This window comes from Novipirellula herctigrandis, assembly GCA_007859835.1.
Taxonomy (GTDB): domain Bacteria; phylum Planctomycetota; class Planctomycetia; order Pirellulales; family Pirellulaceae; genus Novipirellula_A; species Novipirellula_A herctigrandis.
Genome location: SJPJ01000001.1, coordinates 4,064,556 through 4,078,247, shown reverse-complemented (window position 1 = coordinate 4,078,247; position 13,692 = coordinate 4,064,556). Strand labels below are relative to the sequence as shown.

Below are 13,692 nucleotides of genomic sequence, written 5' to 3'. Positions count from 1 at the left end.
GTGGTCACACTTGCACTTGGATCAACGATCGGTGCTGGTGGCATTGGAGCGACTTCCATTGGAGCCGAGTACTGAGGAGCAACGCCACAGCCACAGGCAGGAGCAGCAGGAGCTCCACATCCGCAGCCCATGTCGCATCCGCTATCGCAGCAGCTGTCCTTTTTGCAAAGGCTCAAGTTGCCGAACAGCTTTTTCAGCAGGCCACAGCTCTTAGGAGCACAACCTGAATCGCAGCAACCGCTGTCGCACGATGGGGCTTCGCAGCCACATTCTGGCTCGCAGCCCATGTCACAGCATGTATCGCAACCAGAGTTGCAGAGGCTGCATTTGTGGCTGAACAACTTCGAGAGCAGTCCACCACGCTTGCTGCTGCAAGGAGCACAGCCGCTGTCGCAGGAAGCGATTTCGCAACCGCATTCTGGCTCGCAAGGAGCTTCGCAGCCACAAGTCGGTTCGCAAGCGATTTCGCAGGGAGCTTCGCAGCCACAAGTAGGTTCAGCACATCCGCCTAGTTTGCTGAACAGTCCGCAGCCCTTCGGTGCACAACCACTGTCGCATCCACAAGCAGGAGCTTCGCAGCCACAGGTGGGTTCGCAAGCGATTTCGCAAGGAGCTTCGCAGCCGCAGGTAGGTTCAGCACAACCGCCACTTAGGCAGCTACCGCTTAGTAGTCCACAACCTTTGGCTTCGCAGCCACAGGTGGGTTCGCAGGATACTTCACAAGGGGCTTCGCAGCCACAAGTAGGTTCGCAAGATACTTCGCACGGGGCTTCGCAGCCACAAGTGGGTTCTTGGCAGCATCCGGTATCACAGCTGCTTGAGCAGCAGCCTTTTACGCCGAGCATCCGGTCAAGTAGGTCAAACCCGAAGGATTGAGTACAGATCGAGCAGCCCAACACGAGAGTCAAAGTTAAGATAGTCCGCTTCATTGGAGCCATATCTCCCTTATGCAATTTTGCGGGTAGTGGTTGAGATGTTCCAAACTTGAAAATACATTCTTCACCGTTCAGGTTATAGGTGAGATCCAGTCGCCGAACGAAGTCGCCGGCGAGCACACCTCTGAATTCCTCTGTTCGATAAGCTCCAACGGATTCGGGTGCGGACACCCGGCCCGCCGACTTCGTTCAGCTTAACGTTCTCCCTGACACCACCCCAGTTTCGGCTCAGTACAGCCTTGCCAAACGGGATGCGTGTAAAGGTTCTATTTTCAAATGGATTAACCATCCGTTTTGTCTCGGCATCCGATACCGAGACCATTTTGGGTCGTCTCACCCTTTTCTGTACAGCTTGTTCACTTGCGTGATCAGGGCATACTTGGGGTGAGACAATAACGATATCGGCGTAGATCTCCGTTTGAATCACTGTTCCGGGCGATTTTTGATCGCTTGGAAGGCTTTGACGGCTGGGTAAAAAACACCTGTTTTTCCTGGCAATTCGGTCGCACCCATTCTGCGCCTAGTTTGCTGACTACAATCGGTATAAAATACCAACTCGAGCCTATTCTGCCCCTCTGACGAAGTATTTGCTTCCCTGTCCTGTCACCTCTGACGAGTCCCCATATGAATTTTGTGTTCTGTCGATCGCTACAGAGTTTGCTGTCAATTGCTATTGGAATCGCCTTTTCCTTCCTGTGTTTCTCTTGCGCCTCGGCCCAAAATGCAGATTGGCCCTATTGGCGTGGTCCAATGTTCAATGGCACCGCCCAGGCGACCGGTTTGCCGAGTGATTGGGATCCGGGCGGCGGTGAAGGAAGCAATTTGCTTTGGAAAAGTACCGAGGCCACTGGTATCTGTACACCTGTCGTTATGAACGGGCGGCTTTATTCGATCCAACGTTCCGAAGAAGACACGCCACGGGAAGGCGAAAAGGTCGTTTGCTTGGATGCCAAGACAGGTGAGTCCCTTTGGGAAAACCGCTACAACGTCTACCTGTCCGATGTCCCAGCCGAACGCGTGGGTTGGACGAGCCCGGTCGCTGACGTCGAAACGGGCAATATCTATGTCCTCGGTGCCTGTGCTCTTTTCAAATGTATCAACGGCGAAACAGGCGAAACGGTTTGGGAAGTCCCGCTGCATGAAGAATTCGGAATGCTGAGTACCTACGGCGGGCGAACCAATTTTCCGGTGATCCACGAGCACCTCGTTATCATCAGTGGCATCATCATTAATTGGGGTGACTACGCCAAACCGAATCACCGTTTAATGGCATTCGATAAACGAACGGGGGAATTGGTTTGGTTCAGTGGTACGCGCGATCTGCCCGAGGACACGACCTATTCCGCACCGAGTCTCGTTACGATTGATGGCCAGCGCCAATTGATCCTTGGGGCCGGCGATGGCTCGATTTGGGGCTTCCAGCCGCGAACGGGGAAGCCACTTTGGCATTACGAGTTGTCCCGGCGAGGGATCTATGCGACGCCACTCGTCGACGGAAACATGGTGTTCGCGACACATAGCGAAGAGAACACCGACGGACGCTCGATGGGAGCGGTTGCTGCGTTGAGAATTTCGGGAACCGGCAACGAAACGAAAGTCGAAGAAGTTTGGAAGCGAAAAGAATTGATCGTCGGCTATAGCGAACCGGTTGTGATTGGTGACCGCTTATACGTCGTGGATGATCGTTGCAAGATGTGGATCTTCGACAAAATGACCGGCGAACCGATTGTTGAGCAGAAGGGTTTCGTAAGTAGTCGTCAACGAAGTGCGCTGTTGGCCGCGGATGGGAAAATCTATGTTCTCAGCGAAAACGGCCCGTGGGCGATCGTCGAGCCAACCGAAGATGGGTTCGATGTGATCAGCAAAGGGCGAATTCGTGATACTCAATTTGCCGCCTCGCCGATTGTGGCCGATGGGCGGCTCTATTTTCAAAGCACCTCAGCGTTGTACTGTGTTTCAAACGAGTCCGCGACTCAGGAAGCGGTCGATATGGCTTCATCGATGGGGCAAGAAACGCCGGTATCCCAAAATTCTGACGTCGCACAACTGCTGATCGTTCCGGCCGAGAAGATTGTTCAACCAGGTGAATCGATCGACTTGACGATTCGTGCCTTCAATCGAATCGGCCAACAAGTTGAAACGCCCGATTCGGTCATGTTCGATGTCAGCGGTCCCGGAGCGATTACAGGAAACACGTTCACTGCGTCATCGGATGTTGCTCACACCGGCGCGACGATTACGGCCCAAAATGGCGGCGCGTCCGGATTCGCTCGCGTTCGCATCATTCCGCCGCTGCCGTGGAAATTCACCTTTGATGGTTTGAGTGATCCACCGTTATCCTGGGTTGGTGCTCGCTATCGACATGTGATCCGCGATGTCGATGGTTCACCGACGCTTGTGAAAGTAGTGACCATCCCCAAGGGAGCTCGTAGTCGCAGTTCGATGGGGCCAAGCAATCTGTCCGAGTACACGATTACGGCAGATGTTCGTGGTGCGCGGATGGGAGATAAGTTGCCCGATATCGGCGTGACCGCTCAAGGCTACGCCTTGGATATGATGGGAGAGAGCCAAAAGCTGCAAATCCGCACTTGGGATGCTCAGTTGAGGATGGCGAAAGCGATCGATTTTCCTTGGAAGGAAGATACTTGGTATCGCATCAAGCTCCGTGCGGAGATTGAAAGCGAACCGCCCGCGGCAGTCGCTATCCTGAAAGGGAAGGTTTGGCCGCGTGAGGAACAGGAGCCAAAAGAGTGGACGATTATCGCAAGAGACGAATCGCCCAACATGAATGCTAGTCCTGGTTTATACGGTAACGCGAAAGATGCAGAAATCTACATCGACAACGTCGAAGTGTTTGCGAACGAACCGCCCGAGTATTAACGCGTATTAATTTCCGGTTCGCTCGCCTTTCTCAGCCTGATTCAACACAACCTACAACGCACCAATTAATCGAATGAAGAAAAACGAAATGTCCGCATGGGCCTTGATTTTTGCAGCCACCTTTAGTGGCAGTCTGATGTCGCTTGCCCTGAGCGGTTGTCATCCTGCGACGGTTGCGCAAGCAGATTCACCCGAGTTAGCCTTGGTTTCAACCGAGACTGCATCGGCGGAGGTCCAAGAATTCAAGAAGCCCGAAGCGATACTCGAAGCAGGCGATTCGTGGCCACAGTGGGGTGGAACTCGGCTACGTAACAACACGCCCAACGTGACCGGCCTTACCGATATGTGGGACATCGGTAACTTTGACCGCAAAACGGGCGAGTGGGATAAGGAATCATCCGAGAACATCCGCTGGGTATCGCAGCTTGGTAGCCAAACGTACGGTAACCCTGTGATCTCCGATGGAAAGGTTTTTGTTGGTACCAACAACGGGGCTGGCTATCTAGATCGCTATCCTTCGACCGTGGACTTGGGATGCTTGTTGGCATTTGACGAAGTGAATGGTGATTTCCTGTGGCAACATAGTAGCGAGAAATTGATTACTGGCCGCGTTCACGATTGGCCTTTGCAGGGCGTGTGTTCAGCGTCGATGGTCGAAGGAGATCGCTTGTGGTTTGTCACGAGCCGTGGTGAAGTGCGTTGTTTGGATACCGAAGGTTTCCTCGACGGTGAAGACGACGGTCCGGTTGTGAACGAGCCTGCCAATGTCGCGCAGATCATGAACGCCGGTCCGGGGGCGAAAGCTTACGAGGCCACGATGGCAGCGTTGACCAAGGGTGCACTTTCGGACGAAGCAAAACAGACGCTCGAAGAAGCTGGTGAACCGCTCGATGGCGATGCGGAAGTGAAAACAATTAGTGAAGGAAAGGTTTGGACGTTGATGGGCAAGTTCGCGGGCGTGGACCGTGTCATCACTGTCAAAGCGATCGGTCCGCGGCTGATGTTCATCAAAACCCTTGGCACAAGCGACCAACGCGATGCGGATACCGTCTGGGTATACAACATGATGGAAGAGCTTGGCGTTAGCCAACACAACATGGCGTCGTGCAGCGTCACCGGCTATGGCGATCTCTTGTTCGTCAATACCAGCAACGGAATCGATGAGTCGCACATCAACTTGCCCGCCCCTGACGCTCCAAGTTTCATTTGCATGGACAAACACACGGCCGAAGTTTACTGGACGAATGATTCGCCCGGTAACAACTTGGTTCACGGCCAATGGTCAAGCCCTGCGGTTGCTGAGTTTGGCGGTGTGCCGCAAGCTTTGTTCGCTGGTGGAGATGGATACATTTACAGTTTCAAAGCGGATAAGGGGATTGATGGGAAACCGGAGTTGTTGTGGAAGTTTGATTGCAATCCGAAGGAGTCGGTCTGGAAGCTTGGCGGAAAAGGGACCCGCAATAACATTATCGCAACGCCGGTTGCTTATGATGGACACGTTTACGTCGCCGTCGGCCAAGACCCCGAGCATGGTGAAGGCGAAGGCCACTTGTGGTGTATTGATCCAACCATGCGAGGCGACGTTTCGCCGGAGTTAGCAGTCAAAATTGAAGACGATGGAACGCGAACACCGATTCCTCACCGTCGAATTCAAGCGGTGATTCCAAAGAATGGCGAAGCAGCAGTCGACAACCCCAATTCAGCCGTCGTGTGGCACTACAGCATGGCGGATCAAAACGCGGATGGAGAGTTTGACTTCGAGGAAGAGATGCATCGCAGCTGTGGCACGGTGGCAATCAAGGATGACATCCTCTACATCGCCGACTTTGCCGGTTTGGTGCATTGTTTGGATGCAAAACCGAGCGAAGAGGGAAAGCCAATTGTCTATTTTACCTACGACATGTTTGCCCAAAGTTGGGGCAGCCCGTTGATTGCCGATGGACGCGTGTATTTCGGCGATGAGGACGGGGATGTTGCAATTTTCGAATTTGGCCCAAAAAATAATGAGCCGGTCGATGAAATTAACATGGGAACCAGCGTTTACAGCACGCCCGTTGCTGCTAATTCAACGGTGTATATCAGCACCAAAGACAAGCTTTTCGCCATCGGAAGGTCCAAATAGTGACATGATTTGCTGAGCATTCGGTGCTTGTCAGCCGAAGAGTCTTGGATAATCTCCTTGTACGAACTCCTTTTTCCTCGATTTTTCGATAAGTGCCCTTTCGGAAACGAAGCGGCGATAAGATGGCGAAATTATTAGTCGACTGTGGCAATTGTGGCCCTGATTTCCAAGCAATCCGCCGGATGGCCTCGTCGCATTTCCGAGCGTCGGTGATTCAAACGCACGGCCTCGACGATACAGTCGAGGCATTACGCACTCGCAAAGTGGATTTGGTGACCATCAATCGAAAACTCGACCGAGACTATACGGACGGTTTGGAAATTCTTGCTAAAATTAAGGCCGATGCAGAATTTAGTGAAATTCCCGTGATGTTGGTGACCAATTATGAAGAGCACCAACAATCGGCAGTGGAGCTGGGCGGCGTCCTTGGTTTTGGTAAGCTGACGCTCGAAGATGAAGTCACGCGAGAGTTGCTAGAGCCCTATTTGGCCGAAAAGGTCATTGAAAAAGCAGAATAGACGTATGTCAGCCTTTCTCCGACTGGCTGGGCAACCCCCAATGTTAGGCTAGAATTCTATCGTATCTTTTAAGCCTGACGTACAAAAAAGTGACGATGACAGGACCAACTCGAAAACTACTCTCGGCAAAAATCCATCGTGCCACCGTAACGGGGGCCGATGTCGATTATGAAGGCAGCGTCACCATTCCGCCGGAATTGATGCGGGCTGCGGGAATATTACCCTATGAGTCGGTCCATGTTTGGAACACCACCCGGGGAACGCGACTGGAAACCTACGCGATCGCCGGGTTGCCTGGATCCAGTGACATTTGCATGAACGGTGCGGCCGCTCATTTGATGCAGCCGGGCGACCGAGTGATCTTGGCGACCTATACTTTTGTTCCGGAGTCTGATGCCGTTAACCATCAGCCGAAATTGGTTTTTGTGAATCAATCGAACCAGATTATCCACTCAGGCCCCGAAATCGCTGGTCCCCAGCGGCGTGAGCCAGTGCAAGGATAGCGAAAAAGCATCCCAAGGTTCATGTTGGTTAGGTAAGTCCGGTTGAGTGAATCGGTCGGGAAAACTATTTTATGGCACTCGGGTGGCCATTTTCATGCTGCACCAGATTGACCTAATTCACGGATTCCATGAAGTACCGACAACTCGACAAGATCATTGCGATCGAACCTGGCAAGCGAATCACGGCTGAGCGAACGCTTCGGGCCGAGGAAGAGTGCTTGCTTGACCATTTTCCACGTTTTCCCGTCATGCCGGGGGTGATGATGCTTGAGGCATTGTACCAAGCGGCGATATGGATGATTCGTACGGGAGACGATTTTCAGTACCCATTGGTCTTGCTACGCGAAGCGCGAAGCGTCAAATTCGGGGATTTCCTTGCTCCCGGTGAAACGCTTCAGATCAGGGCCGAATCAATCAAGACCGACGGCCTTTTAACCACTGTCAAAGCTTCGGCAACCAAGCAAGGTCGAACGACCGTTTCCGCCCGACTGTTATTAGAACGGTGTAGCTGTAACGATCCAGAAAGATTACAAACCGACCAAGACGTGCGGCAGCGTGCGAAAAAACAGTTCCAGGAACTCTTTGGACCTCTGCTTTCGACTTAGTCGCGACGACGACATCGTATTACTGTTTAACTTCCATCAGCTCCATTTACTAAAAAGAAAACCGAAGGATTCCCGCTCATGGCCCTTTCTCAAGACGACATCTTTGCAAAAGTTCAAGAATCACTCGTAGACGCTCTCGGCGTGGATGATGACGAAGTAACGAGTGATGCGACCTTGGTCGGCGACCTGGGCGCCGAATCGATTGACTTTCTGGATATTGTCTTCAAGCTCGAAAAAGCATTCGACATCACTATTCCTCGCGAAGAATTGTCGCCCGAAGATGTTTTGACCAACACCCAATACGTCCAAGATGGCAAAGTCACCGCCGACGGTTTGGTGGAATTGAAGACTCGCATGCCTTGGGCCGACTTGTCGGAGTTCGAAACCGATCCTCGCGTTGAGAACTTTGGCAACTTGTTGACCGTTGGCGACTTGTGCAATTACGTCCAAACAAAGCTTGGAGCCTAGTCCGCCGATGCGTTGGTTCTGGGTCGATCGTTTTACCGAATTTGTTAGCGGCAGCCACGCTCACGGCATCAAGAATGTGTCGTTGGACGAAGTGGTTGTGGACGAATACCAGCCTGGGTTTCCCATGTTGCCACCAACATTGGTGATCGAGGGCATGGCCCAGTTGGGTGGAATATTGGTCTCTGAACATTTCGCGTTTGAAAAACGATGTGTTTTGGCGAAAGTCGGTAAGGCACAGTTTTACTGTCCCGCGATTCCTGGGGATCAACTCTCCTACAAAGTGAACATGGAGTCGGTGCACGACACAGGTGCAACCGTGACCAGCGTTAGCCACATTGGCGATAAGCGACACGCGGAAATCGATTTGATGTTCGCATTTTTAGAAGAGGGCCGGTTCACCGACGGCCCGCTATTTGGTCCCGGTGACCTCGAAGCGATGTTACGACTGATGCACTTTTTCCATGTCGCGGTCGACTCGCAGGGCAACCCTGTTCCCAAGTACGCTAACCTTTAGCAAGCCCCTTTTTCCCAATCCCTTTCAACATCAATTACAGAAGGTTCCCCCATGCGTCGCCGAGTCGTCGTCACTGGTATCGGTATGATCAACCCGATGGGCCATGACGCTCAAGCCGTTTGGTCGGGCCTAAAGGAAGGCAAAAGTGGTGTCGCCAAAACGACGCTGTTTGACGCCAGCGGTTTTCCAACAAAGATCAGCGCCGAAGTCAAAGATTGGGATGTCACCAAAGTTGGCGAGCCGTTGGAAAAATGGGCCAAACGTGGCCGCCACACGCGTTTTGCGATTGGTGCAGCCAAACAGGCGATGCAAGATAGCGGCGTGATCGATTCGATAATTGATCCGACGCGATTTGGCGTCTACATGGGTAGTGGCGAAGGCAACCAAGACTTCATGACGTTTAGCAAGATGATGTCGGCGGCGCTCGAAGATGGTGACTACGACGCAGCGAAATTCATCGCCAAGGGAATCGAACTACTCGATCCGGCAAAGGAGCTCGAGCAGGAACCGAACATGCCTGCCGCACACTTGGCAGCTCTTTTCAACGCCCAAGGACCCAATCTCAACTGCTTGACCGCCTGCGCCGCCAGCAGCCAAGCGTGTGGCGAAGCGACCGAAATTATTCGCCGCGGTGATGCGGATGTGATGCTTGCCGGAGGAACGCATAGCATGATCCATCCACTCGGTGTGACCGGCTTTAATTTGCTCACGGCGATGAGCGAAAGCAATGATGAACCTACCAAGGCAAGTCGTCCGTTTGACCGACTTCGCAACGGGTTTGTTCTTGGCGAAGGTTCCGCGATGATCGTTCTCGAAGAACTCGAAGCGGCAAAGAAACGCGGCGCCACCATTTATGGTGAAGTTGCCGGATATGGTTCGACTGCCGATGCATATCGCGTCACGGACATTCCGCCTGATGGTCATGGCGGGATCTCGGCGATGCGAATGGCGATTTCCGACGCAGGACTAAATCCCTCCGACATTCAATATGTCAACGCGCACGGTACCAGCACGACGGTGAACGACAAAGTTGAAACGAAAGCGTGTAAAGACGTTTTTGGCGAAAATGCTCACAAGGTTCCTGTCAGTAGTACGAAGAGCATGATGGGGCACTTAATCGCCGCCGGTGGTGTGACCGAGTTGATTGTTTGTTTATTAGCAATTCGCGATTCCGTTTTGCCACCCACGATCAATTACGAGAATCCTGATCCCGATTGCGATCTCGATTACGTTCCCAATGTCGCTCGCGAAGCGACCGTGCAACACGCGCTGAATAATAGTTTTGGATTTGGCGGACAAAACGTCACGCTCTGTTTGCGTCGATTCGAGTAAATGGCCTTTCTATGATTCAATTCACCGATTCGGAACTTGCCGCGTTTCTTGACGAAGCATTGCCGCCGAACCGGAGTGCGGAGCTAGAGCACCGTTTGCGGATTGACGCAGCGTTACGGAAACGATTGACGGAAATTCAAGGACGCGAATCTGCGGGGCTGCACACGATCGGTGCGATATGGCGACGCGAGCGTTTATCATGCCCAAGTCGATCGGAGCTTGGCCAATACGTCTTAGGTACGCTTGAAGAAGAATCGGCCGACTACATTCGTTTCCATATCGATGAAGTCGGTTGTCGTTATTGCCAAGCGAACTTAGTCGATTTACAACAAGCGTCGGTCTCGGACCCTCCCACAGACGAACGTCGCCGACGCTATTTCCAAACCAGTGCCGGTTACCTTCGGAAATAGGCATTTGCTGAGGCGAACCTGCGAGGTTGCCAATTGGAGTGCAGCCGAGCAACCAACAACTGCGATGCCTTTGAAAAGGGCGAAAGGCCGAACTTCAACCGTTTGGTTTCTGCTCGGCAACTATGTATCCGGAAGCTGCGGATCATACAATCATGCCGCATGGTGCATCATTTGTTCGAGCCGATCGAGGGTGGCGATCATGCGATTCCACTCATTCATTACTTCTAATGTGGACAAATCATTTGCATCGCTGCGGTCATAGCCACGTTCGCTAACGGTCATCCGTTTGGTCAACATGATCACGGTCCGAGGCGGACCGTCTTCGTGGCTTGGCGTTTCGGAGAACCGAGTTTCGTCGATTGGTAACACTTGTTGCATCGCTTGGTGGACCGCCCAAATTGCTGCCTTTCGGCTTGATTCGGCTTGGACGATCGTTCGCAAATTTCCGGATTGCACGTAATACTTGGCCATGTGAACTTCCCTATTTCGATACGGTGTTTTGGTAAATCGTTTAATGCCCCTGGGGCTACTTCATCTATCGCAGGCTCTGTGACAAGGTTGGTCACAGCGGTAGAATTTTCAGAAAAGAATTCCGGTCACTCCAAAAAAATCTGTGAAACATGCATCAGTCAGCATCTGCACCTGACGCTTGCGACGTAGCAATCATTGGGGCGGGGCTCGCGGGACTTTCCTGTGCGGTTCGCCTTTGTGAAACGCCCGGCGCGTCGAAACCAACCGTGCGGTTGCTCGAAGCGACCGATCGTGTGGGCGGGCGGGTGCGAACGGACCACATCGATGGCTTCACGCTCGACCATGGTTTTCAGGTCCTGTTGACCGCATATCCGGCGTGCCGCGAACTGCTCGATTATGACGGATTAAATCTTCAATCATTCGATCCCGGAGCTTTGGTTCGGCAAAACGAGTCGTTTTCGCTGTTGAGCGATCCTTGGCGACGGCCGCTCGAAATTCCCTCGACGGCGTTTAATCCCGTCGGTTCCATCAGTGACAAATTGCGGATTGCAGGATTGAGGCATGCAAGCAAGCGAGGTTCGCTCGACGAACTTTACCATCGGCCGCAAACCACAACGGTCCAACGGCTTCAAGCCGACGGGTTTTCTAAACGGATCATCGACCAATTCTTTCGTCCGTTCCTCGGTGGCGTTTTTCTTGACGAGTCGCTCAGAGTTCCGAGCCGGATGCTTGAGTTCGTCTTCCGAATGTTCAGCGAAGCAGACGTTGCGATACCGGCCGCGGGCATGGAAGCGATCCCAAAACAATTGGCCCATCGATTGCCCGGTGAAGCAATCGAACTGAACCGCAGTGTGTCGGCAATCGAAGCGGATGGAGTCCGATTGACAGATGGGCGAAAACTTCTTGCCAAGACCGTCGTCGTCGCGACCGAAAGTGGTGCGGCGGCACGTTTGACAGAGCTGTCGTCACTAGCGACCGATTGGTTTGGAACCACGACGGTTTACTATGCCGCAGCGAAAGCTCCTAATCACCACAAACGATTGATCCTTCGTGGGGACGACAACGGGCCGGTGCAAACGGCAGCCGTGATGACCAACATTGCGAGTAAGTATGCACCAGCGGGGCAACATTTGATTTCCGTCAGCACGAAGTTGAGTCATCATGACGATATTGACAAGCTTGATCATTCGCTTAGGCAAACGTTGACGCATTGGTTCGGTGAATCGGTCGCGTCATGGCGACGAATCCAGGTCTATCATGTACCTTATGGCTTGCCCCAATTGTCGTTAGACCCTGTGGAGCGATCGGTTCGGCTCCGAGTTGATTCTCCTCATCCCCATTTGTTTGTTTGTGGTGATCATCGCGAAACACCTAGCATCCAAGGGGCGATGAATAGCGGCTTAAGAGCTGCTGCCGAAATTTTGACTTGTGAAACACCCTCTCACTGATTGCCATTTGATGCTCGAAAGCCATCCTTTTCCTTCGCCTGAACTTAAAGCACTTGATGCTCCCTCCGATTCCTCGGTCGACGTGTTGATCATCGGTTTGTCGGCTGATGAGGACCCACCGCCAACGTTGGACCGCGTCAACAAGACGGCTCGGGGATGGATCGATCGACTTTGTGAGCGCGGGTTGATTTCGTCGAAATGTGGTGAAGTCAACAAATTGGCATCTCCCCACTCCGACGGTCCACCGATCGTGGTCGTCGTCGGTGTTGGTGATGGTTCGCAGCGAGATCGATCGAGTGCGTTCGACTTGGCAGCGACGGCGATCCGAGCGATAAGCAGTCAACCGCATGCGGTGGTCGACATTGCCTTAGCCGAATCATTTCCAGCTGAAATGCATGATTCGATTGTGGCGGGTGCGGTGAACGCATGCGAAAACCAAGCAATCTATCAATCCGACCCAAAGGCTTTTGTTCCCGAGGCGATTCGTTTTTCGGCTGTCGATGAGGATGCGATCACAAGGGGATCGATCATCGGTGAATCGATCATGCACGTTCGTCGCTTGGTCAATGAACCTCCGTCACGAGTCTACCCGGAAAGCTTCGCGTTGATGGCCACTAAGATCGCAGAGCAAGCCGGATTGAAGGTTGAAGTTTGGGACGAGCGCCGATTGGAGGCCGAGGGATGCCGAGCGATCCTAGCCGTCGGCGCTGGTTCGGTCCGCCCGCCTCGATTGCTTACGCTGCGTCATCTCGGTGGCGGAAACGAGCCGCCGATAGCGCTGGTCGGCAAAGGGGTTACCTTTGACAGTGGGGGATTGTCGCTAAAGCCAAGCGAATCGATGGTCGATATGAAATGCGACATGGCTGGGGCGGCGACGGTGGTTGGTGTGATGAACGCGATCGCAAAACTAGGTATCAAGCGAAATGTGATCGGGTATTGCGGTTTGGCCGAAAACATGGTCAGCGGCAGTAGTTACAAACTCGGCGACGTCATTGAAACACGCAGTGGCAACACAATCGAAATTCTAAATACCGACGCCGAAGGTCGCGTCGTCTTAGCCGATACCCTTGATGTTGCGATCCAAGCGAATCCGTCGGCGATGGTTGATTTGGCGACCTTGACAGGCGCGTGCATGGTAGCATTGGGGACCGAAGTGGCTGGGCTAATGACAAATGATCAGTCGCTTTGTGATCAAATTTCAGCAGCAGCAAAAGTCGAAGGCGAGCCGGTTTGGCAGTTACCGATGTTCAAGCTCTACGACGAAAAGGTCCAAAGCAAGGTTGCTAATATCAAGAACGTTGGCGATGGCCGATGGGGCGGCGCGATCACTGCGGCGAAGTTCCTTGAAAATTTTGTAGGTGATACGCCCTGGGTCCACATCGACATCGCAGGCCCCGCGTTTGTGGATTCGCCAAAATCCAACCGCGACGCAGGTGCCACCGGTGCCATGGTCCGTTCGCTGTTGAATTGGATCGAAGTGCGTTAA

The 13,692-nt window shown here is 53.0% G+C and carries 12 protein-coding genes; 11 read left to right on the top strand and 1 reads right to left on the bottom strand.

What is annotated here, in order from left to right; all coding sequences use genetic code 11:
* The first annotated feature begins 1,685 nt into the window (after positions 1-1,685).
* From CA13_RS15135 to CA13_RS15095, 9 genes are all read left to right on the top strand, one after another.
* Entirely contained in the window at positions 1,686-3,815 is a 2,130-nt protein-coding gene (locus CA13_RS15135; protein WP_419194386.1) for an outer membrane protein assembly factor BamB family protein, read from the top strand.
* Positions 3,816-3,888: 73 nt separating this feature from the next.
* Positions 3,889-5,937, top strand: coding sequence for an outer membrane protein assembly factor BamB family protein (locus tag CA13_RS15130; RefSeq protein ID WP_146397982.1), 2,049 nt, complete (start codon positions 3,889-3,891; stop codon positions 5,935-5,937).
* A 122-nt stretch (positions 5,938-6,059) separates the two neighbouring features.
* Positions 6,060-6,455: a response regulator gene (locus CA13_RS15125; RefSeq protein ID WP_146397980.1), complete on the top strand. Its 396-nt coding sequence runs from the start codon at positions 6,060-6,062 to the stop codon at positions 6,453-6,455.
* Positions 6,456-6,550: 95 nt separating this feature from the next.
* A complete protein-coding gene (gene panD, locus CA13_RS15120) occupies positions 6,551-6,958 on the top strand; it encodes an aspartate 1-decarboxylase (RefSeq protein ID WP_146397978.1) in 408 nt (135 codons plus the stop codon).
* A 128-nt stretch (positions 6,959-7,086) separates the two neighbouring features.
* Positions 7,087-7,563, top strand: a complete 477-nt coding sequence (locus CA13_RS15115) for a 3-hydroxyacyl-ACP dehydratase FabZ family protein (protein WP_146397976.1) — start codon at positions 7,087-7,089, stop codon at positions 7,561-7,563.
* A gap of 78 nt (positions 7,564-7,641) precedes the next feature.
* On the top strand, positions 7,642-8,031 hold the full coding sequence (locus tag CA13_RS15110; RefSeq protein ID WP_146397974.1) for an acyl carrier protein: 390 nt from the start codon (positions 7,642-7,644) through the stop codon (positions 8,029-8,031).
* 7 nt (positions 8,032-8,038) lie between these two features.
* On the top strand, positions 8,039-8,545 hold the full coding sequence (locus tag CA13_RS15105; RefSeq protein WP_146397972.1) for a 3-hydroxyacyl-ACP dehydratase FabZ family protein: 507 nt from the start codon (positions 8,039-8,041) through the stop codon (positions 8,543-8,545).
* Positions 8,546-8,596: 51 nt separating this feature from the next.
* Complete coding sequence (locus CA13_RS15100) at positions 8,597-9,877, top strand: beta-ketoacyl-[acyl-carrier-protein] synthase family protein (RefSeq protein WP_146397970.1); 1,281 nt, start codon at positions 8,597-8,599, stop codon at positions 9,875-9,877.
* 11 nt (positions 9,878-9,888) lie between these two features.
* Entirely contained in the window at positions 9,889-10,287 is a 399-nt protein-coding gene (locus CA13_RS15095; RefSeq protein ID WP_146397968.1) for a hypothetical protein, read from the top strand.
* Between the two features lie 150 nt (positions 10,288-10,437).
* On the opposite strand, the gene CA13_RS15090 is transcribed toward CA13_RS15095, so the two are convergent.
* Positions 10,438-10,758: a hypothetical protein gene (locus CA13_RS15090; RefSeq protein ID WP_146397966.1), complete on the bottom strand. Its 321-nt coding sequence runs from the start codon at positions 10,756-10,758 to the stop codon at positions 10,438-10,440.
* A 149-nt stretch (positions 10,759-10,907) separates the two neighbouring features.
* On the opposite strand from CA13_RS15090, the gene CA13_RS15085 reads away from it, so the two are divergent.
* Both CA13_RS15085 and CA13_RS15080 read left to right on the top strand, forming a co-directional pair.
* Positions 10,908-12,206 (top strand): NAD(P)/FAD-dependent oxidoreductase, encoded by a 1,299-nt coding sequence (locus CA13_RS15085; RefSeq protein WP_146397964.1) that lies wholly within the window; start codon positions 10,908-10,910, stop codon positions 12,204-12,206.
* A gap of 10 nt (positions 12,207-12,216) precedes the next feature.
* The gene (locus CA13_RS15080) at positions 12,217-13,692 is read left to right on the top strand and encodes a leucyl aminopeptidase (protein ID WP_146403675.1); all 1,476 of its coding nucleotides are present in this window, start codon (positions 12,217-12,219) and stop codon (positions 13,690-13,692) included.